This window comes from Nonomuraea roseola (genome assembly GCF_039535395.1).
Taxonomy (GTDB): Bacteria; Actinomycetota; Actinomycetes; order Streptosporangiales; family Streptosporangiaceae; genus Nonomuraea; species Nonomuraea roseola.
On record NZ_BAAAXC010000015.1, the window covers coordinates 4,284,238 to 4,305,370 of the forward strand.

General features: G+C 72.6%; 15 protein-coding genes and 1 pseudogene. 11 read left to right on the forward strand and 5 right to left on the reverse strand.

Annotation, left to right across the window (positions count from 1 at the left end):
- Positions 1 to 22: 22 nt before the first annotated feature.
- The 3 genes from ABFX55_RS43780 (at position 23) to ABFX55_RS43790 (ending at position 3,309) form a co-directional block, all read left to right on the forward strand.
- Complete coding sequence (locus ABFX55_RS43780; RefSeq protein ID WP_346129551.1) at positions 23 to 1,360, forward strand: serine/threonine-protein kinase; 1,338 nt, start codon at positions 23 to 25, stop codon at positions 1,358 to 1,360.
- 194 nt (positions 1,361 to 1,554) lie between these two features.
- On the forward strand, positions 1,555 to 2,334 hold the full coding sequence (locus ABFX55_RS43785; protein ID WP_183656153.1) for an electron transfer flavoprotein subunit beta/FixA family protein: 780 nt from the start codon (positions 1,555 to 1,557) through the stop codon (positions 2,332 to 2,334).
- Between the two features lie 21 nt (positions 2,335 to 2,355).
- Entirely contained in the window at positions 2,356 to 3,309 is a 954-nt protein-coding gene (locus ABFX55_RS43790; RefSeq protein ID WP_183656155.1) for an electron transfer flavoprotein subunit alpha/FixB family protein, read from the forward strand.
- Positions 3,310 to 3,372: 63 nt separating this feature from the next.
- On the opposite strand, the gene ABFX55_RS43795 is transcribed toward ABFX55_RS43790, so the two are convergent.
- From ABFX55_RS43795 to ABFX55_RS43805, 3 genes are all read right to left on the reverse strand, one after another.
- Positions 3,373 to 3,870: an HIT family protein gene (locus tag ABFX55_RS43795; RefSeq protein ID WP_346129553.1), complete on the reverse strand. Its 498-nt coding sequence runs from the start codon at positions 3,868 to 3,870 to the stop codon at positions 3,373 to 3,375.
- Positions 3,871 to 3,917: 47 nt separating this feature from the next.
- Complete coding sequence (locus ABFX55_RS43800; protein ID WP_346129555.1) at positions 3,918 to 5,111, reverse strand: MFS transporter; 1,194 nt, start codon at positions 5,109 to 5,111, stop codon at positions 3,918 to 3,920.
- Positions 5,112 to 5,333: 222 nt separating this feature from the next.
- Positions 5,334 to 5,834 (reverse strand): TetR/AcrR family transcriptional regulator, encoded by a 501-nt coding sequence (locus ABFX55_RS43805; protein WP_346129557.1) that lies wholly within the window; start codon positions 5,832 to 5,834, stop codon positions 5,334 to 5,336.
- Between the two features lie 93 nt (positions 5,835 to 5,927).
- On the opposite strand from ABFX55_RS43805, the pseudogene ABFX55_RS43810 reads away from it, so the two are divergent.
- Positions 5,928 to 7,047: pseudogene (locus ABFX55_RS43810) on the forward strand (cysteine desulfurase family protein).
- A gap of 86 nt (positions 7,048 to 7,133) precedes the next feature.
- Here ABFX55_RS43810 and ABFX55_RS43815 read toward each other — a convergent pair.
- The gene (locus ABFX55_RS43815) at positions 7,134 to 8,189 is read right to left on the reverse strand and encodes a DUF695 domain-containing protein (protein WP_346129558.1); all 1,056 of its coding nucleotides are present in this window, start codon (positions 8,187 to 8,189) and stop codon (positions 7,134 to 7,136) included.
- Between the two features lie 159 nt (positions 8,190 to 8,348).
- On the opposite strand from ABFX55_RS43815, the gene mnmA reads away from it, so the two are divergent.
- Entirely contained in the window at positions 8,349 to 9,407 is a 1,059-nt protein-coding gene (gene mnmA / locus ABFX55_RS43820) for a tRNA 2-thiouridine(34) synthase MnmA (protein ID WP_346129559.1), read from the forward strand.
- Positions 9,408 to 9,438: 31 nt separating this feature from the next.
- On the opposite strand, the gene ABFX55_RS43825 is transcribed toward mnmA, so the two are convergent.
- Positions 9,439 to 10,074: an MBL fold metallo-hydrolase gene (locus ABFX55_RS43825; RefSeq protein ID WP_346129561.1), complete on the reverse strand. Its 636-nt coding sequence runs from the start codon at positions 10,072 to 10,074 to the stop codon at positions 9,439 to 9,441.
- Positions 10,075 to 10,143: 69 nt separating this feature from the next.
- Between ABFX55_RS43825 and ABFX55_RS43830 the strand changes: the two genes are divergently transcribed.
- The 6 genes from ABFX55_RS43830 (at position 10,144) to ligA (ending at position 21,131) form a co-directional block, all read left to right on the forward strand.
- A complete protein-coding gene (locus tag ABFX55_RS43830; protein WP_346129563.1) occupies positions 10,144 to 11,403 on the forward strand; it encodes a sensor histidine kinase in 1,260 nt (419 codons plus the stop codon).
- A complete protein-coding gene (locus tag ABFX55_RS43835) occupies positions 11,403 to 13,325 on the forward strand; it encodes a sensor histidine kinase (protein WP_346131425.1) in 1,923 nt (640 codons plus the stop codon). The genes ABFX55_RS43830 and ABFX55_RS43835 overlap by 1 nt, the downstream gene beginning before the upstream one ends.
- Positions 13,326 to 13,405: 80 nt before the next feature.
- Positions 13,406 to 14,371, forward strand: a complete 966-nt coding sequence (locus ABFX55_RS43840; RefSeq protein ID WP_346129565.1) for a methionine synthase — start codon at positions 13,406 to 13,408, stop codon at positions 14,369 to 14,371.
- 49 nt (positions 14,372 to 14,420) lie between these two features.
- The gene (locus ABFX55_RS43845; protein ID WP_346129567.1) at positions 14,421 to 18,464 is read left to right on the forward strand and encodes a caspase, EACC1-associated type; all 4,044 of its coding nucleotides are present in this window, start codon (positions 14,421 to 14,423) and stop codon (positions 18,462 to 18,464) included.
- Positions 18,465 to 18,474: 10 nt separating this feature from the next.
- Positions 18,475 to 18,867, forward strand: a complete 393-nt coding sequence (locus tag ABFX55_RS43850) for a hypothetical protein (protein WP_346129568.1) — start codon at positions 18,475 to 18,477, stop codon at positions 18,865 to 18,867.
- An 83-nt stretch (positions 18,868 to 18,950) separates the two neighbouring features.
- Entirely contained in the window at positions 18,951 to 21,131 is a 2,181-nt protein-coding gene (gene ligA / locus ABFX55_RS43855; protein WP_346129570.1) for an NAD-dependent DNA ligase LigA, read from the forward strand.
- The last annotated feature ends 2 nt before the right edge of the window (positions 21,132 to 21,133 follow it).

Below are 21,133 nucleotides of genomic sequence, written 5' to 3' on the forward strand. Positions count from 1 at the left end.
CTCCGCGGGGCACTATGGAGACATGAGCGAGCCTGACGGTGAGCACCTGGGCCCCTACCGCCTTCTCTCCCCTCTGGGATCCGGCGGGTTCGGCGAGGTCCACCTCGCGCTCGACCCCGAGGGCCGCACGGTGGCGGTCAAGGTGCTGCACCCGCACGTCGCCGCCGACGCCTCTGCCCTGACCAGGCTCGAACGCGAGGTCGAGACGATGCGCCTGGTCGAGGGGGCGCACGTGGCCGAGGTGCTGGACGCCTCGATGTCGGGCGACAGCCCCTACCTCGTGACCCGTTATGTCCAGGGGCGGGCGCTCAGCGTCGTGCCGGTGCCCGTCGACGACCTGCGCCGCCTGGCCAGGGGGCTGGCCCAGGCGCTGATGTCCATCCACGAGGCGGGCGTGGTGCACAGGGACCTCAAGCCCGCCAACGTCATGATGGCCGACGGCGAGCCCGTCGTGATCGACTTCGGCATCGCCTCGGCGCTCGACTCGCTGTCGGTGACCGCTTCAGGAGCGGTGGTCGGCACGCCGGGCTACCTGGCGCCCGAGGTGCTGGAGGGGCAGGAGGCCGGCGCTCCCGCCGACGTGTTCTCCTTCGCCGCCACGCTGGCCTACGCGGCCACGGGGCGCCAGCCGTACGGCACGGGCCCGCTGTCGGCGGTCGCCTACCGGGTCGTCCATCACGAGCCCGACCTGGAGGGCGTGCCCGCCTGGCTGGAGCCCCTGCTGCGCGAGTGCCTGGTGCGCGACCCCGCCGCGCGGCCGACGGCCGCGCAGGTCTGCGCCAGGCTGGGTGTCGACGCGCCCGCTCGCGGACGCCACGGCGTGCGAGGCCTCAGCGGTACGGCCCGCCGCCCCGCGCCGAGCGCCATGGGGGTGCCGGGCTCGGCCGGCCACGAGCAGGGCAGCTACCTCTCCACGGCGGCAGGGCCTGGCGCCGTCTTCTCGACGGGCAGGAGGGCCGGCCTGGAGCCGCCCGACCTGCACGACCTGTCCACCCGCGAGTGGCGTCCAGGCGTGGCGGTGGACGAGGCGCGAGCCCGCCACAGGGAGAAGATCCGCAGGCGGTGGGTGGTCGGCTCCGGCATCTTCGTCGCCCTGCTGGCGGCCGCGGCCAGGACCCCGTTGCCCGAGGCGTCGCTGCTCCTGCTGGCCTCCTACTCGCTCATCGTGGTCGTCGACGCGGGCATCGCGCTGCTCTCGCGTGGCCTGTTCAGGAGCCGCCGCATGGTGACCGACCTGTCGTCCGTGGCGGGGGTCGTGGCGCTGTGGCTGGTGCTCAGCACGCTGTTCAGCCCGTTCACGCTGGCGCTCTTCGCGGGTACGGCGCTGGTCGTCGGAGTGGTCTTCCTGCTCAACGCCTGATCGCGATGTGCGAGGGGGGCGATAGCAGGATTCCGGAACAAAGTTCGGTAAGGTGAGGCTACCTGCGGGTTTGCGTCAAAGCTACTCATGGGTAACATGGCGACCCGAGGGCCGTGGAGTAGGGGCCCTGGGCAGTCTGGCAGTCTGGACAGCACTCATCCGAGCATGCGATTACGGGAGGTCGGCCACCGGCCATGAACATCGTCGTCTGCGTGAAGCAGGTCCCCGACACGGCGACCGAGCGCAAGCTCCGGTCCGATGACAAGACGCTCGACCGCGACGCCGCCGACGGCGTCGTCAACGAGCTTGACGAGTACGCGGTCGAGGAGGCCCTGAAGCTCAAGGAGGCCCACGGCGGTGAAGTGACCGTCCTCACCATGGGCCCCGGCAAGGCCACCGAGACCATCCGCAAGGCCCTGGCGATGGGCGCGGACAAGGCGGTCCACCTGAGCGACGACGCCCTGCACGGCTCGGACGCCCTCTCGACCTCCTACGCGATGGCCCAGACGCTGAAGAAGATCGGGTTCGACCTGGTCATCCTCGGCTCGGAGTCGACCGACGCGCGCACCGGCGTGCTGGCCGCCATGCTGGCCGAGCGCCTCGGCGCCGCCCAGCTGACGCTGGCCAACAAGGTGGACGTCGAGGGCTCCTCGATCTCCATCCAGCGTCTGACCGACTACGGCTACGACAAGGTCGAGGCCACGCTGCCGGCCGTCGTCTCCGTGGTCGAGAAGATCAACGAGCCGCGCTACCCGTCCTTCAAGGGCATCATGGCGGCCAAGAAGAAGCCGGTCGAGACCCTCTCCGTGGGCGACGCCTCCATCGACGCCGCGCAGGTCGGTCTCGGCGCCGCCTGGTCCGAGGTCGTCGACTTCGCCGCCGCCCCTCCGCGCGCGGCGGGCACGATCGTCAAGGACGAGGGCGACGGTGGCGTCAAGGCCGCCGAGTTCCTCGCGTCCAAGAAGTTCATCTGAGCACGGGAGAGAACAGCAGATATGTCGGAGATTCTCGTTCTCGTTGAGCAGGTCGACGGCGAGGTCAAGAAGGTCACGCTCGAACTGCTGACCCTGGCCCGTTCGCTCGGCACCCCGTCGGCCGTGTGGGCGGGGCCTGGCTTCGGCGCCGACGCCAAGGCCAAGCTGGCCGAGTACGGCGCGGAGAAGATCTACGTCGCGGGCTCCGCCGACGTGGTCGACCACGTCGTCGCCCCCAAGGCCGAGCTGCTGGCGCAGCTGGTCGGCTCCGCCGCGCCCGCGGCCGTCCTCGTCGCCGCCACGGCGGAGGGCAAGGAGGTCGCCGGCCGGCTGGCCGTCAAGACCGACTCGGGCGTCATCACCGACGCGGTCGGCGTCGGTGAGGGCTTCGTCGCCGACCAGTCCATCTTCGGCGGCGGCGTCAACGTCCACTCGCGTGTGACCAAGGGCACCCCGATCATCGCGGTCCGCCCGAACTCCACCGCCCCCGCTCCCGCGCCCGCCGCGGGCGCAGAGGAGGAGGTGTCGGTCGCGCTGTCGGACGCCGCGAAGGCCTCGAAGATCGTCGAGCGCGTCAAGCAGGAGAAGGGCGCCCGCCCCGAGCTCACCGAGGCGGCGATCGTCGTCTCCGGCGGCCGTGGCGTGGGCTCGGCGGAGAACTTCTCGATCATCGAGGGGCTCGCCGACGTCCTGGGCGCCGCTGTCGGCGCCTCCCGCGCGGCCACCGACGCGGGCTGGTACCCGCACCAGTTCCAGGTCGGCCAGACGGGCAAGACGGTCTCGCCGCAGCTCTACATCGCCGCGGGCATCTCGGGTGCGATCCAGCACAGGGCGGGCATGCAGACGGCGAAGACCATCGTCGCGATCAACAAGGACCCGGAGGCGCCGATCTTCGAGCTCGCCGACTTCGGTGTCGTGGGCGACCTGCACCAGATCGTCCCGCAGCTCGCGGACGAGGTCAGCAAGCGCAAGTAGCACAGCACGAGAACGGCGGCTCCCTGCCTCAGGGGGCCGCCGTTCTCGTGTCGTGGCGGACGGTCAGCCGGCGAGCGCGGCGCGGATGCGGGCGGCCAGGGCGGCCGCCCGCCCGGTGTCCCACGGGATGAGGCCGTTCTCGCTCATCAGCGCGTAGAACTGCTGCTCGTGGTACGGCGTGCCCGGCGGCAGCGGCGCGATGTGCCAGTGCAGGTGGGAGTTGCCCTGCTGGCTGCCCAGCGTGAGCAGGTAGGTCCGCTCGGAGGGCACCGCCGCCTCCACGGCCAGCGCGACCCTGCGCACCACGGCCATCAGCGCGAGGTAGTCGTCCTCGCCCAGGTCCCTGACCGCGTGCTCGACGTGCGCCTTCGGGCAGACGAGCGCGTAGCCGGGGACGGTGGGATAGCGGGCGAGGAAGGGCAGGTGCCTGTCGTCCTCGTAGAGGATCTCCTCGAGGCCGTGGGCGGGGTCGCCCGACACGATGGCGCAGACGAAGCAGGGGCCGTTCCTGGCGCGTTCGACGTAGGCGTCCAGGTCCATCCGTTCGGAGCGGGCGGTCATCGCCCGAGCCTCTCACGGGTGCGGGCGGCCCCCAAGAGCCCGATGGGTCAGGCGGCGACTCCCGCGGGGGTGCGCTCCTCGACGTGGGCGGGGATCGGCGTGGTCGTCTCGTGGCGGGGCAGGAACCGTGCCGCGACGGCGATGAGCACGCCGAGCACGACCGCGATGCCGAGGGCCATGCGCAGCGAGGTGAAGTCGCTGATCAGGCCGATCGCCACGGGTCCGAGCAGCAGGCCCGCGTAGCCCATCGCGCCCGCCTGGGCGATCGCGGGGCCCGGGTTGTCGGTGGCGGTGCCCGCCAGCGACAGCGTCATCGGCGAGATGGTGGCGACGCCGAGCCCGACGAAGAACATCGCGAAGACCGCGATCAGCGGAGTGGCGGCGGTCAGCACGATCGCGAACGTCGCGGCCGTGGCCACGCCGGAGACGGTCATGATGCCTCGCACGCCGAACCGCCCGCGCAGCCGGTCACCGCCCAGCCTGGCCAGCAGCATGCCGACCTCGAAGACCGGGTAGCCGAGCGCGGCGATCGCCTCGGGCGCGCCGAGCTCGTCGCGCATGAACAGGCCGTTCCAGTCGGCGACGGTGCCCTCCACCATGAACGCGAAGAACATGATCGCGCCCAGCAGGTAGACGACCGCGGGCAGCCTCTTGCGCGCCTTGGCCGTGGTCCGCACGACGGGGGGCTCGGGCAGGTAGGTACGACCGATGATCATGACGAGGGGGAGCGAGATCAGGGCGACCAGCGAGAGGTTGGCGGTGTAGGACAGGCCGAGGGCGATCGCGAGGCTGCCGATGCCGCCTGCCGCGATGGCGCCGACGCACCAGCCCGCGTGCATGCCGTTCATCAGCGGCCTGCCGTATGCCTGCTCGACCGTCGAGCCCTGGGCGTTCATGGCGATGTCGACGGTGCCGAAGGCCATGCCGAAGACCGCCACCGCCACCAGCAGCGACGGCAGGTTCGGCGCGCAGCCGATGCCGAGCAGCGACAGCGCGGTGGCAGGGCCACCGACCCGCAGGACCGTCCGGCTGCCCGCGCGCTGCATGATCCCGCGCATGGACTGCATGGTCACGAGCGCGCCCAGACCCCACACGAGCAGGATCACGCCGACCGTCGCCTCGGACAGGCCGAGTTTGTCGGTCAGCGCCGGGATGCGCACGGTCATCGTGCCCACCATCAAGCCAGCCAGGACAAAAGTGAGGATCGACCCATAACGGGCAGTCCTCAGGTCGCGGGTCATCGTCAACACCTCTCGGATCGTCAGGTGGGCGCCCTCGCGGGGCGCCGCTCAGTCAATGAACGGCGCCCTACGGGGGCGCCGCTTGTCAGGGAAATGGCAGCCAGGAGCGGCGGCGCCAGGTCGGGCGCCGTTCGTCCGGGGAGCGGGAGGAACGGGGGAGACGGGGAACGTGGCGACCACGCGTGGAGTGCGGCTCTTCTGGGAGGAGGCGTGCCGCGGGCGCTAGAGCAGAGCCAGGAGCCTGGCCTCGAGCGCGACGAGGTCGCTCTCCGAATGGAGCCCGGGGTCGTGGCTGGCCACGTCCCACAGCCCTTCACACGCCAGCCGGACGATCTGGGAGGCGACGGGGTCGGCCTCCTCGGCCAGGTCCTCACGGTGCCACCTGGTCATCGCGTCGCGGAGCGGCGCGAGGAGGAACAGGTTGCCCGAGGCCCCCGTCACGACGGCCCATCGTCGCAGCCGGCCGGAGCGGACGGCGGCGAGCGTGGCGCCCAGGTAGCGTTTGGTGTAGGTGTCGTGCGGCTGGGCCGCCATCAGGTCGTCGAAATCCCCGATGAGCCGCTCGACCATGCCCTTGATCAGGGCTTCCTTGCTGCTGAAGTGGTAGAGGAGCCCGCCCTTGCTCACGCCGGCCCTGTCGGCGACGGCGGCGAGGGTGAGCGCGGCCGAGCCCTGGTCGCAGAGGAGCTCCTCCGCGGCGTCAAGCAACTCGTCTCGCCTCATAGGGTCTACTGTACCGTCCGGACGGTACAGTGGCAAACGAGATACGCTGATCGGGTGAGCCCGGCCTACCTAGATCACGCGGCGACCACTCCGATGCTTCCTGAGGCCATCGAGGCGATGACCCAACAGCTCGGCCGCGTCGGAAACGCATCGTCGCTCCACGCCGCCGGGCGGCAGGCCCGCCGGGTGGTCGAGGAGTCGCGTGAGGCGATCGCCGACGCCCTGGGCGCCCGGCCCAGCGAGGTGGTCTTCACCGCGGGCGGCACCGAGGCCGACAACCTCGCGATCAAGGGCCTCTACTGGGCCCGCGAGCCGCGCAGGCGCATCCTGATCAGCTCGATCGAGCACCACGGCGCGCTCGACCCCGCCAGGTGGCTGGCCGACCGCCAGGGCGCCGAGGTCGAGCTGCTCGAGGTCGACTCCCACGGCAGGGTCCACCCCGACACGCTGCGCGCCGCCATCGAGCGTGATCCCGAGAGCGTGGCCCTGGTCAGCGTCATGTGGGCGAACAACGAGGTCGGCACGGTCCAGCCGATCCGCGTCCTGGCGTCGATCGCGCGCGACCACGGCATCCCCTTCCACACCGACGCCGTGCAGGCGGTCGGCGTGCTGCCGGTCTCCTTCGCCGACTCTGGCGCGCAGGCGCTCACGCTGAGCGGCCACAAGGTCGGCGGGCCCATGGGGGTGGGCGCGCTGCTGCTGGAGCGGGGCGTCACGCCCGTCTCCGTCCTGCACGGCGGAGGTCAGGAGCGCGACGTGCGCTCGGGCACCCTCGACGCTCCCGCCATCGCCGGTCTCGCCGCGGCCGTCGAGGCGGCGGCGAAGGGTCAGCGGGGGGCAGGCGATCCGCCTCAGCGCGCTGCGCGACGACCTCATCCGCCGCGTACGGCAGGCTGTGCCCGACGTGATACTCAACGGCGACCCCGTCGACCGGCTGCCGGGCAACGCCCACTTCTCCTTCCCCGGCTGTGAGGGCGACGCGCTGCTGATGCTCCTCGACGCCAAGGGTGTGGAGTGCTCGACGGGCTCGGCCTGCTCAGCTGGGGTGGCTCAGCCGTCCCACGTGCTGCTGGCGATGGGCGCGCCCGCCGCGGCCGCCCGCGGCTCGCTCCGCTTCACCCTGGGTCACACCTCCACGCAGGACGACGTCGACCGCCTGATCGAGGTCCTGCCCGCCGCCGTCGAGCGAGCCCGCCGCGCGGGCCTCAGCTGAGCGCACGGCCGGCCTGCCCTGTCCCGGTCCTGGGCAGGCCGGTCCAGGACAGGCCGGTCCAGGACAGGCGGGCCGGACCGGACGGGCTAGGACAGGAACGGCGCGACCGAGGTCCAGCCGGGATCGCTGACCACGTCGACGAGCGGCTGGCCCTCCTCCCAGCTCACGATCAGCTCCTTGGCGTGGATGGCCGCCTCGCCCGTGGGGTCGGCGTAGACATGGATGACCCTCGTGCCCTCGGCGCTGAGGTGCGCGGCCAGCACTCCGTCGGCGTGCAGCCTGCCCAGGCGGGCCGCCAGCCGTTCCTCGAACTCCCTGAGCGAGGCCAGTGACCCGTCCACGGGCAGGCCGTTCTCGTCGGCGTGGCCGTAGGGCAGCGTGATCTGGATGTGCTGGTCGTAGAGCGGGTAGTCGACGGGCCTCAGCGGATAGCGGGCCGTGGCGATGAGCGGCGCGCCGCCCGCGGTCTGGCCCTCCAGCAGCGCCCACTGCTCCTCGGCGTACTCGGAGGCCAGGTCGGCGATCACCGAGGGCAGGTGCACGGCCTCGACGGAGTCGATCGGCTGGAACGTGGCCGGCGTGATCTCGCCGACCCACCTGGCCACGTCGTCCTCGCCGAGCAGCCAGTCGAGGGAGAGCAGCGTCGCCTCCATCCTCGTCTCCTCGTCGAGCATGACGAAGACGGGGTGGAAGGCGGCGATGTCCATGCGCGGAACGCCCCTGGGCACGCGCAGGCCGAGCAGCAGCTTGTCGAGGGCGAACTCGTAGCCGCCCACGTCCAGCGTGAGCTCCATCGCCTCGGGGTTGGCCTGGCGAGAGGGGTGGTACTCCCACAGCGCGTCGCTCTCGGGCGCCGCCTTGGCCCACCGGTGCGCCAGCGACCGCAGTTCGGGGTCGCCCGCCGCGGTCACCACCAGCGCCTGCTGCGCCTTCCCTCCGGGCGCGACCTCCCAGACCAGGCCGGGATGAACCGCGCTGACGGCAGGCGCGATCAGCTCCGAGAGCCGCTCGGCCTCGCCCGCCTCGACCATCGCGTCGATCCCCGGTCTGGCCTGCTGCCACCACTCCCAGAACTCGGCCAGCCCGTCGCCGGTCTCCTCGGCGACCTCTTCTTCTTCGTCCTTGCGCCCGAACAGTCGCATAACCCAGCATTGTCGCACCGCGCGGGCGCGAGGCTCCCCGTTCTCGTCCTGTACGGCGAGCCGCTCCGCGTCCATGGGCACGGCGGCGTGGTGAGGGCGCCCGCGCAGGCGGCCCTGAGGGCCGAGCGGGCGCCGGCGAGACGGTAGTCTCGAGACGTCATGGGACTGCGTGTGCTTGCCGCCATGTCGGGCGGCGTCGATTCCGCCGTGGCCGCTGCTCGGATCGCCGAGGCGGGCCACGATGTCACCGGTGTGCATCTGGCGCTCTCGGCCAATCCCCAATCCCACCGTACGGGGGCCAGGGGCTGCTGCACGATCGAGGACTCCCGCGACGCCCGCCGCGCCGCCGACGTCATCGGCATCCCGTTCTACATCTGGGACATGGCCGAGCGCTTCCAGCGCGACGTGGTGGAGGACTTCGTCGCCGAGTACGCCGCCGGCCGCACGCCCAACCCCTGCCTGCGCTGCAACGAGAAGATCAAGTTCGAGGCGGTGCTCGACAGGGCGCTGGCGCTGGGCTTCGACGCGGTCGCCACGGGTCACCACGCCAGGCTCACCGACGGCGTGCTGTCCAGGAGCGTCGACCAGGGCAAGGACCAGTCGTACGTGCTGGGCGTGCTCACCAGGCAGCAGCTCAGCCACGCGATCTTCCCGCTCGGCGACTCCACCAAGGCCGAGGTGCGCCAGGAGGCGGCCAGGCGCGGCCTGACCGTCGCCGACAAGCCCGACAGCCACGACATCTGCTTCATCGCCGACGGCGACACCAGGGGCTTCCTCGCCAAGCGCCTGGGCCAGGAGCCCGGCAGCATCGTCGACCAGGAGGGCGAGGTCGTCGGCTCCCACCACGGGGCCTACGCCTTCACCGTCGGCCAGCGCAAGGGCCTGCACATCGACCGCCCGACCGCCGACGGCAGGCCGCGCTACGTGCTGTCCATCGAGCCGGTCTCCAACACGGTGACCGTGGGTCCTCGCGAGGCGCTGCAGGTCACCGAGATCACCTGCGTGCGGCCCGTCTGGAACGGACCCGAGGCCACCGGGGAGCTGTCGGTGCAGCTGCGCGCCCACGGCGAGGTCTACGGCTGCCGCTTCGAGACGCGCGACGGCGAGGTCGTCATCACGCTCGACCAGCCCGCCACGGGCGTGGCGGCGGGTCAGGCGGCCGTGCTCTACTCCGGCGACACCGTGATCGGCTCGGCCACCATCGCCACCGCCGCCTGACCCTCTCCACCAGGGTCGGCCGGGCGCGAGTTCAGGCGAGCGTGATCGAGTCGCCGACGGCGATGCGGCGAATGTCGGCGCCCTGCTTCTCCGACTCCATCTTCAGCCAGCCGTCCACCAGGCCGAGGCCGGCTTCGCTGTAGAGCGCGTCGTGGGTGGAGTAGGCGCGAGCGGGCTGCACCGTGCGCAGGTACCCGATGACCTCCGACAGCTTCAGCCAGGGCGCGCCCGTGGGCACCAGGAGCGTCCCGACGGAGGCGTCGGGCACCGTGAAGGCGTCGCCCGGGTAGAACACCTCCTCGTCCAGCAGGAAGCCGACGTTGTTGACGATCGGTACGTCGGGGTGGTTGGCGGCGTGCCATTCGCCGAACACCTTCACGCCGAAGCCGGCCGTGTCGAAGGCGTCGCCGTGCCGTACGGTCTGGACCTTCGCGGGCAGTCCCTCGGCGGCGCCCGAGGCGACACCCTCGCAGGTCCACACCTCGACCTCGGCGGACAGGGTCAGCAGCTTGTCGCGGTCGGCGTGGTCGAAGTGGTTGTGCGTGATCAGCACGGCGTCGGCGCCGTCGAGGGCGGCCGCGTCGGTGAGTGTTCCCGGATCGATGACCAGGACCTTGCCGTCCTTCTCGAGCCGGACGCAGGCGTGACCGAATTTGGTGAGCTTCACCTGTCCCACGATAGGACAGGGCCTGAGTCCCGTGACGACGGGACATCTCGCCCCTAGGATCCGCGACATATGGGGAGAAAATTACTGGGGGCGCAGGGCCTGCCGCAGGGGGTCGCGGCGGGCCGGTCCGGGGTCCTCTCCGTTGGAGCGTTCCCGCGTGACCGTCGCCGGCACCTCGGCCTGATCGTCAACCGCGCGCTCGTCTACGCCGTCCTCACCGCGGTCGTCGGAGCCGTCTACTTCGGGATCATCGCCATGGCTGCGGGCCTCGGCTCGTGGGCCGGCCTGGTCGCCGCGCTGGCGGCGGGCGCCCTGTTCCACCCCGTACGGCAACGCCTGCAGGAGTTCGCGGACCGCCTGTTCAAGGTCGAGCGCGACCCCTACAGGGTGGCCGACCGGCTCAACCAGAGCGTCCAGCGGGCCAGCGGCCCCGTCGAGGCGCTGGAGTCGGCGGCGACCGCGATCAGGCAGGCGCTCAAGGCCGACGGGGTGGCGGTCGAGGTGCTGCTGTCCGACGGCAGCCTGCGCAGGGTGTGCGACGGGGAGCCGGGCGAGCAGGCCACGCCGCTGATCTGGCACGGCCGTCCGGTGGGCAGGCTGCTGCTCGCGGGCGAGCCGCCCGATCCTGGTCTTCTCGACATGCTGGTCAGGCATCTGGCCGAGGTGGCCCACGCCGTACGGCTGACCGCCGACCTGCAGCGTTCCAGGGAGCGCATCCTGGCCACCCGCGAGGAGGAGCGCCGCAGGCTGCGCAGGGACCTGCACGACGGACTCGGCCCCACGCTGGCCAGCCTGGCGATGACCGTCGACGAGGCGCGGCTGCGCCTTTCGAAGGATCCGGCGGCGGTCGACCCGCTGCTGCACAGGGTGCGCAGCCAGATGGCCACGGCGATCGGGGACGTGCGCGACCTGGTCTACGGCCTGCGCCCGCCCGCGCTCGACGAGCTGGGCCTGGAGGGCGCGCTGAGATCGCTGGCCGAAGGGCCTGGACCGAGGGTGGTCGTGGTGGTGACAGGCCGGCTGAAGGACCTTCCCCCTGAGGTGGGCGTGGCCGCTTACAGGATCGCGCAGGAGGCGGTGACGAACGTGCGCAGGCACGCCCACGCCACCACGGCCCTGATCAGGCTCGAACGCCAGGAGGAGCTGTGGCTGACCGTCTCGGACGACGGGATCGGGCTGCAGGAGGAGCGGCGCAACGGCGTGGGGCTGGCCTCGATGCGTGAGCGCGCGGCCGAGGCGGGCGGCGACTGCGTGGTCACCGGCAGACCCGGCGGCGGCACCGAGGTGGTCGTGCGGCTGCCGCTCAAGGCGGAGGAGGAGGCACGGTGATGCGCGGGATCGCGTGGGCGGGCGCGGTGTTCTCGCCCGTGGCGGCGCTGCTGTCATGGTGGATGACCGACCAGGTGCCGTGGCTCACCTCGATGGAGGGCATCGACCCCATCGCGCTGCTCTTCCCCGTCGCCGCGGCCTTCCTGATCTCCCGCAGGCCCAGGCTGCCGTTTGTGTGGATCATGTGGGGCACCGGCGTCGTGTGGGCGGTCTACAGCCTCGCCTTCTCCGGCACGCACTGGCTGACCGCCTACGCGCCGGGACCGTACGTCCCCTATCTGGGCTGGCTGGCGCTGTGGCTGTGGTTGTGGGCGGTGCCGACGTTCATCGGGATCATGCCGCTGCTCTTCCCCGACGGGCGGCTTCCGTCCAGGCGGTGGCGGTGGGTGCTCTACGGCAACCTGTTCCTGATGGTCGGCCACTCGCTCCTTCTCGGGCTGAGCCCCGACGCCGGCTTCGAGCTGGAGATGGAGGGATTCGACAACCCCTTCGGCGTCGAGGCGCTCGGCACGGTCCCCGAGACCGTCGAGGCGTGGATCACCCCGCCGATGATGGCCCTGTCGGTGCTCGGCCTGCTCTCGCTGGTCTTCCGCTATCGGGCGGCTGGGCCTGAGCTGCGCAGGCAGATCGCCTGGTACGCCGGCACCATGGGCGTGTTCGTCGGCTTCTGGCTGGTTCGCGGCGACGATCCGGTGCTGGCGGCCGTGCAGCTGGTCCTGGCCGGAGGCATCCCGATCGCGATCGTCGCCGCCGTGCTGCGCCACCAGCTCTACGGCATCCAGATCATCCTCAACAGGACCCTGGTGTACGGCGGGCTCGCGGTCGTCGTCGGCGTCATCTACGCCGCGCTGATCTGGCTGGGCGACCACCTGGTGGGCTCCTACGGCCCTGTCGCGGGCCTGGTGGCGGCGATGCTGGCGGGCGCGCTCTTCCACCCGCTGAGGCTGCGCCTCCAGCAGGCCGTCGACCGCCTGTTCGACGTCGAGCGCGACCCCTACAGGGCGGCCGACAGGCTCAGCCGTACCGTGCAGGAGGCGGGCGACCCCGCCGAGGCGCTGGCCACCGCGACCTCGGTGGTCAGGTGGGCGCTGGGCGCGAGGGGAGCCGCCGTCGAGATCGAGGGCACGGTCACGATCGTGGACGGCGAGCTGGGCGAGGAGCCGAAGGCGGTGCCGCTCGACTGGCACGGCGAGCCCGTGGGACGGCTGCTGCTCAACGGCGTCAGGCAGGGCAGGGAGCCGCTGTCCGTGCTGGCCAAGCACCTGGCCGAGCTGGCGCACGCCGTACGCCTGACCACCGATCTGCGGCGCTCGCGCGAGAGCATCAGGACCACCCGCGACGAGGAGCGGCGGCGGCTCGGCAGGGAGCTGCACGACGGGCTCGGCCCCGCGCTGACCAGCGTCACGATGACGATCGACGAGGCTCGCAGGCGGCTCGCGCGCGACCCCGAGTCGGTGGCTCCGCTGCTGGTGCGCGTGCGCGAGGAGATGACCTCGACGATCGTGTCGGTGCGCGAGCTGGTCTACGGCCTGCGCCCGCCCGCCCTCGACGACCTCGGGCTCGAAGGGGCGCTGCGCCTGTTCGGCCAGGCCCCTGGGCCGCGCGTGGACGTCGTGGCCGAGGGCTCGCTCGACGGGCTGCCCGCGGCGGTGGAGGTGGCGGTCTACCGGATCGTCCAGGAGGCGCTGACGAACGTCCGCAGGCACGCGGGCGCCACCGCCTGCCTGGTGAGCCTGGCACGCACGGACGAGGAGCTGCGCGTGGCGGTCTGCGACGACGGCGTGGGCCTGCCGCCCCGCCCTCCCGCGGGCGTGGGGCTGACCTCCATGAGAGAGCGCGCGGCCGAGACGGGCGGCACCTGCACGGCCGGTCGGCGCGAGGGCGGCGGCACGGAGATAGTGGCCCGCCTGCCCCTCCACTGATGAGAAACGCTGTCGGACCAGGTCAGACGGCCTATGGACGCGATCCTTCGCGGACGTTTCTCATCAGTAAGCTAAGGCCCATGTCCTTTGGCGCGAGCGGTGTCGGATCACATCCAGGCGAGGATCACTTCGAGGCCCTCAGGGTGGTGTTCGGTGAGCTGCCCGACCTGCCGTACCTGCCGGAGCTGCCGGCGAGGGGCGTCGGCGCCGACCTGGTCGGCAGGACGGCGGCGCTGCTGGTCGAGCTGCCTGTGGAGGTGCAGCCCTCGGGCTGGCGCCTGGCCTCGCGGCCGGGCCGCGACCACCGCAGGGCCGTCGACCACCTCGCCCGCGACCTCGACGGGCTCGAGGAGGTCGCCGACGGCTACGAGGGGCCGCTCAAGCTGCAGGTGTGCGGGCCGTGGACACTGGCGGCCGCGATCGAGCTGCGCCACGGCGACAAGATGCTCTCCGACCAGGGGGCCGTGCGCGATCTGACCGCCTCGCTCGTGCAGGGGGTGACCGACCACGTGGAGTCGGTGCGCAGGCGGGTGCCCGGCGTCACCGAGATCGTCCTCCAGCTCGACGAGCCCGGGCTGCCGGGGGTGCTGGCGGGCACCGTGCCGACGGCGTCGGGCTTCGGCAGGCTCGCTCCTGTGGAGGAGTGGCGGGCGGAGGAGGCGCTGCGGCTCTTCCCCGACCCCGTCGTCCACTGCTGCGCCCCCAGGGTGCCGATCGCCATGCTGCGCAGGGCGGGGGTGCGGGCGGTCTCGCTGGACGCCTCGATGCTGTCGAGGCGCGACGAGGAGCCGATCGGCGAGGCGATCGAGGCGGGCGTGAACTTCTTCCTCGGCGTGCTCCCCGGCCTCGACAGCAGCCTGCCCGACGTGAAGGTGATCGCCAAGACGGCCACCGACCTGTGGCAGCGGCTCGGCTTCGCCGCCGAGGACCTCCCGAACAGGGTGGTGCTCACACCCACGTGCGGCCTGGCCGGCGCCTCGCCCGCCTACGCCAAGGCGGCGCTCGGCAGGCTCAGGGAGACGGCGAAGGCGCTTCGCGGAGACTGATTCCCCGCGCGGGTCTTGACGGCCGCGACAGGAGTGATGGACTCGACGCGTGACGGCGGGCGACTTCGCGGGGGCCGGCGCGCTGCTGCTGGGCACCGGCTCGCACGCGCAGGGCTCCGACCTGCCCGACCTGCCGTCCGTCGCGCGCACGCTCGACGACCTGCGCTCCGTGCTGCTCGACAGGTGCGGCCTCGCGTGGGTGCGGACCGTCCTCGACCCTCCCTCGCCGCGCGAGCTGGGTGACGCGATCGCCTCCGCGGCCTCCACGGAGGGGCCGCTGATCGTCTACTACGTCGGGCACGGCCTGGTCAGCAGGCGTGGAGCGCTCCATCTGGCGGCGGCTGAGACGGTCTCGGGGCCGCTGGCGCTGGAGCACACGGCGCTGCCGTACGACCTGGTGCGCCGCTACCTGCTCGACAACGCCGGCGGGCCGCTCGTCGTGGTCCTCGACTGCTGCTTCTCCGGCAGGGCCATCGAGGGCATGTCCGACCCGTGGGACGTGGCGGAGATCTCGGGGGCGTACGTGCTCACCTCGGCGGGGCGCAGCGAGCCCTCCTTCGCTCCCGACGGCATGGCGCACACCGCCTTCAGCGGGGCGCTGCTGCGGCTGCTGACCGAGGGGCCGCCCGAGCTGACGCTGTCCGACGTGCACCGCCACCTGAGCAGGACGCTGCCGGCCGCGGGCTTCCCGAGACCGCGCGTCCGCTCGACGGGCAGGGTGGGCGAGCTCGTGCTGCTCCGCGCCCCCTTCACAAGCCACGCCGACGTGAGGCCGCCCCCCGCTCCCGCCTTCGAAGGCCCGCCCTACAAGGGGCTCGAGGCGTTCGGCACGGCGGACGCGGCGCTGTTCTTCGGCAGGGAGCGCCTGGTGGAGACCCTCGTGCGGCGCCTGGACGACCCCGCGCCGCTGATCGTCACAGGGGCCTCGGGCTCGGGGAAGTCCTCGCTGTTACGCGCGGGGCTCGTTCCCGCGCTGCGGCAGCGGTCAGCGGGCCTCACCGTCGCGGTGATCACGCCGGGCGAGCCGATCCCCCCGGGCGTGGACGTGCTGGTGCTCGACCAGTTCGAGGAGGCGTTCACCGGCGGCGTGGTCCCGGACCTTCCCTGCCAGGTCGTGATCGGCGTGCGGGCCGACTTCCTCGGCAGGTGCGCCGCCGTGCCCGCGTTGAAGGCGGGTCTCGAACGCGGGCCCGTCGTCGTCGGCCCGATGAGCCCCTCGGAACTGCGCTCAGCCGTCGAGCGGCCCGCGCTCGCGGCCGGGCTCACCCTCGAACCCGGCCTGGTCGAGCTGCTGCTCAGCGAGCTGGGCAGCGAGCCAGGACGGCTCCCCCTGCTCTCCCACGCCCTGCTGGTCACCTGGCGGCGGCGCGGCGGCACCAAGCTCACCGTGGCGGGCTACCGGGCCACAGGCGGCATCCACGGCGCTCTGGCCGCCACCGCCGACGGCGTGCTGGCCTCGCTGCCCTCGCACGAGGCGGCGAGGGCGGTCTTCAGGCGGCTGGTCCACGTGGGGGAGGGCAGCGACGACACCAGGCGGAGGGTGGAGCTGGACCGGCTGCTGGCCGAGGTCCCCGACCCGCTGGCCGCCTGCGAGGTGGTCGACGCCTTCGCCGCCGACACCGCCAGGCTGATCACCCTCGAAGGGCAGGCGGTCGCGATCACCCACGAGGCGCTGCTGACGGCCTGGCCCGTCCTGCGCGGCTGGCTCGACTCCGATCGCGCGGGCCTGCTGGTCGAGCAGCACCTGCTGGAGGCCGCTGCGGCATGGGAGGGCGAGGCCGAAGGGCTCTACCGGGGCCACAGGCTGTCGCTCGCGCGCGAGTGGGCGCTCGGCAGGCCGTTGCCGCGGGCGGCCGAGCGCTTCCTCGCCGCCTCCATCGCCCACGAGGAGGGGCGGGCGAGGGCCGCGCGCCGCCGCGCCAGGCGCAGGGTGCTGCTGTCCGGCGTGCTGGGCGTGCTGCTGCTCCTGTCCTTGGCCGCGGGCGGCGTCGCCTTCACCCTGTACGGCAGCGCCGAGTCCGCCCGCAGGAGCGCCACCGCCCGCGCCCTCGTCCAGCAGGCCGGCGCCCAGAGCCAGGCCGACCCCGCGCACGCCCTCCGCCTGGCGCTGGCCGCCCTGGCCGTCGAGCCGGGAGAGCGGCACAGGGGCGCCCTGGTCGGGCTGCTGGCGGGCTCCCTCTACGCCGCCGCGGGGGTGGGCGACGCCACGCTGACCCTGGCTCACAGCCCTCGGGGCGGGCTGGTGGCGGCCGTCGGCCTCGACGGCTCGGCCGAGGTCTGGGACACCACCGACCGGCACGCGCCCGCCCGGGTCGCCGTGCTCGACGGCCATGGAGGAGCGGTGCGGGCCGCGGCGTTCACGCCGGACGGCGCGACCCTCGCCACCGGCGGCGAGGACGGCAGCGTGATCGTCTGGCGGAGCTCCGACTGGGCCAGGACCGCCACCGTCGAACCGGGCCGCGGCGGGATCCACGCGCTGGACTTCAGCCCCGACGGCAGGCGGCTCGCGGTAGCCGCCGACGCGGCCGCGCTGGTGTGGCCCCTGGGCGGCGACCGGGCGGAGGCGGTGCGCGAGGCCGGGCGGGACGACCCCGTCCGGTCCGTGGCCTTCACGGTGGACGGGCGGCGGGTGGTCACGTGCGGCAGGTTCACCGACTGCGCGCTGTGGAGTCCGTCCGGCGGGGCCGCCGTGCGCTTCTCCACGCCGTCCACCGTGGAGGGGGAGCAGGCGCACGTCACCTGGGCGCTCGCGGTCAGCCCCGACGGCAGGACGATCGCCACCAGCGGGAACAGGTCACGCGCCTACCTCTGGAACATCGAGGGGACCAGGCCGAGGCCGCTGGCCGACCTCGCGGGCCACGCCTCGGCGATCAGGGCGGTGGCCTACAGCGGCGACGGGCGGTTGCTGGCCACGGCGGGGGCCGACGGGCGGGCGATCGTGTGGGAGGTGTCGCGGGGCGCGCCCGTCCAGCGCGCCGTCGTCGGCGGCCGGGCGGCGGAGATGCGCTCCGTCTCGTTCGACCCCGTCACCGGCGACCTCGTGACCGCTGACGCCGAGGGCCGGACGGTGCTGTGGGAGACCTCCAGGCTGGGGCCGCCCGCCGTACTGGCGAAGGTGCCGCAGGAGGCCGTGGGGCGGGGCGCGCTGGCCGCGGACGGCAGGCGGCTGGTCACGGTGACGGCCGAGCACGCGCTCACCCTCTGGGAGCTGGGCGGCGACCTGCCGCGGCGCGCGGTCCTCGCCGAGGACGCGGGCCAGGTCTCCGCGCTCGCCGCCGGCGACGGCGTGGCCGTCACGGGCGGCGAGGACGGCACGGCCACGCTGTGGCGGCCCTCGCGGCACGACACCTCGGCGGCCGCGCGGCTGTCCTCGCGGATCACCTCGGTCGCGTCGGCGGGTGGCTGGGCGCTCGCCGGCGCCGCCGACGGCAGCGCGGCGCTGTGGACGCTCTCCTCCCGGGACCCGGTACGGCTGCCGCCCGCGCGCGGGTCGGTGGACGCGGTCGCCGTCAGCGCGAACGGCAGGCTCGCGGCGACGGGTGACGCGTCGGGCAGGGTCCGGCTGTGGAGCCTGGCCGACCCCTGGCGCCCTGCGGTGGCGGCGGACTTCCCCGCCGGTCTTCATGGGGTCGTCTCGGCCGCGCTGTCCGCCGACGGGCGCAGGCTGCTCGTCGGCGGGAGCGAGAAGCTCGCCAGGCTGTGGGACGTCAGCGACCCCGCCAGGCCCGTTCGCCTGGCTGACCTGGACAACGACTTCAGGGTGGTGGCCTCGGTCGGGTTCGCGCTGGGCTCGTCCCTGGCGTACACGGGGGCGGGCGGGGGCCCGGTGAGCCTGTGGCACGTGACGGGGGAGGGGGAGGCGCGCAGGTACGCGACGCTCCCCTCAGCCGACGAGGTGACGCTCAGCGCGGACGGGACGCGCATGTTCGCCAACGGCCACCCGGCGGGGGCCGTGGTGTGGGATCTGTCGCGGCTGGCCGGGGTGCTGCGCGACCCGGTCGCGGCGGCCTGCGAGATCGCCCATGGAGGGCTCGACGAAAAGGAGTGGATGCGACTGACCGAGGGGCTCGCCCACCAGCGTTCGTGTCCTTGAGGAGACAGCCATGATCATGAGAATCGCCGCCACAGCCCTGCTCGTCACCGCCTTGCTACCCGCTTCCGCGCACGCGGCCACGCTCGTCACAGGACCGAACGGCAACAGGGCCACGATCCGCGCCTCGATCGACGGACACCACAAGCTGACGGTCCTGCTTCCCTCGGTCACGGACAGGCACAGGAGCAAGTGCACCTGGGTGGTCCTGCTCGTGCGCCGTACGGACGGGCACAGGAGGGCGGTGCCCGAGTGGAGATCGGCCACCAACCGCAACTGCGCCGACAGGACAGTCGGCCTGCCCACCTTCACCAGGGGCGATGTCAAGCGGGCATGGGCGCAGCTGTGCGTCTCCCGGTCCGCGCCCACGAGGCCGTGCTCGAGGTCGTGGACGAGGCTGGTCTGACAGGTGAACGGCGTCCCTGGGAGGACCGGGTTGTCGGTGCCGCGAGATAGCGTTCTCCCAGGGTTGACGGAGGGAGTTTCCTGATGAGCGCCGAGGTCGAGGGTGTGCCGGTGGACGCGCTGAAGCGGCACGCCGAGCTGAGCGAGCTGGTCGAGGAGGCGCGTGAGCGCTACTACGTCCTCGACGAGCCCACCGTGAGCGACGCGCAGTTCGACGCGTGGTTCAACGAGCTTCTCCAGCTCGAGCAGGCCCATCCCACGCTGCAGACGCCCGACTCGCCCACGCAGAAGGTGGGCGCGCCCGTCAGGGGCGACTTCGCCAAGGTGCAGCACCTGCAGAAGATGGAGAGCCTCGACAACGCCTTCAACGACGCCGACATGGCCGCCTGGCAGGCCAGGGCCGAGCGCCTGGCCGAGCATGACCCGGGCCCCTACCTGTGCGAGCTGAAGATCGACGGCCTCGCCATCGCGCTGGTCTACCGCAACGGCAGGCTGGATCGCGGCGCCACCAGGGGCGACGGGCGCACGGGCGACGACGTGACGCCCAACGTCCGCACCATCAAGGGCATCCCGCACAAGCTCGAGGGCGACGACGTGCCCTCGCTCGTCGAGGTGCGCGGCGAGGTCTACATCCCCGTCGCGGAGTTCGGGAAGCTCAACGAGCAGCTGGTCGAGCAGGGCAAGGCGCCCTTCGCCAACCCGCGCAACGCCGCGGCTGGCACGCTGCGGCAGAAGGACTCCCGCATCACCGCGCAGCGGCCGCTGCGGATGCTGGTCCACGGGGTCGGCGTCTGGGAGGGCGCGGCCGAGCCGCTGACCCAGTCGCAGGTCTACGACAGGCTGCGCGAGTTCGGGCTGCCCGTGAGCGATCTCTACCAGGTGGTGCCCGACCTCACCGGCATCAACGACTTCATCGAGCACTACAGGGTCCACCGCCACGACCCCGCCTACGAGATCGACGGCGTGGTCGTCAAGGTCGACAAGATCAGGACCCAGCGCGAGCTCGGCTCCACCTCGAGGGCGCCACGCTGGGCGATCGCCTTCAAGTACCCGCCCGAGGAGGTCAACACCAAGCTCCGCGACATCGAGGTGGGCGTCGGCCGCACCGGCAGGGTCACGCCGTACGCGGTGATGGAGCCCGTGCTCGTGGCGGGGTCCACGGTCGAGAGGGCCACGCTCCACAACGCGGCGATCGTCGTCAAGAAGGGCGTGCTCATCGGCGACACCGTCGTGCTGCGCAAGGCGGGCGACGTCATCCCCGAGATCGTCGCCCCCGTCACGGCGCTGCGCGACGGCTCCGAGCGCGAGTTCGTCATGCCGACCCACTGCCCCGAGTGCGGCACCGAGCTGGCCTACGAGAAGGAGGGCGACGCCGACCTGCGCTGCCCCAACGCCCGCTCGTGTCCCGCGCAGATCCGTGAGCGCCTCTACTTCGCGGCGGGGCGGCGCGCCCTCGACATCGAGGGCCTCGGCTACGTCGCCGCCACGGCGCTGACCCAGCCGGTCGAGGGTCAGGAGCCGGTGTTGCGCACCGAGGCCGACCTGTTCGACCTCACGCTGGAGCAGCTCATCCCGATCAGGTCGGTGGTGCGCGACCAGGAGACCGGCCTGCCCAAGATCGACCCGAAGACCGGCGAGCCGAAGGTGGTCTCGTTCTTCTCCAACATCAGCGGTGCGCCGAGCCAGAACGCGCTGAAGCTGCTGGCGGAGCTCGAGGAGGCCAAGAACGTGCCGCTCTGGCGGGTGCTGGTCGCGCTCTCCATCCGCCACGTGGGGCCGCCCACCGCCCAGGAGCTGGCCGGCGCCCTGCGCTCGATCGACGCGGTCATGAACGCCTCCGAGGAGGAGCTGGCCGCGGTCGAGGGCATCGGTCCTCGCGTCGCCGCGACGATCCGCGAGTGGTTCGCGGTCGACTGGCATCGCGAGATCGTCCAGCGCTGGAAGGCGGCGGGCGTCCGCATGGAGGACGAGCCCGCGCCGGAGAAGGGCCCGCAGACCCTCGAGGGCCTCACGTTCGTCGTCACCGGCACCCTGGAGGGCTTCACCCGCGATTCGGCCGCCGAGGCCATCACCTCGCGCGGCGGCAAGGTCGCGGGGTCGGTCTCGAAGAAGACCGCCTTCGTGGTGGTGGGCGAGAACGCGGGGTCCAAGTACGACAAGGCGGTCAGCCTGGGAGTGCCCGTCCTCAACGAGGCCGGGTTCGGGGTGCTGCTGGATCAGGGCCCCGAAGCCGCTGCGGAGGTCGCCGTCAAGCCGGAAGAATAGGC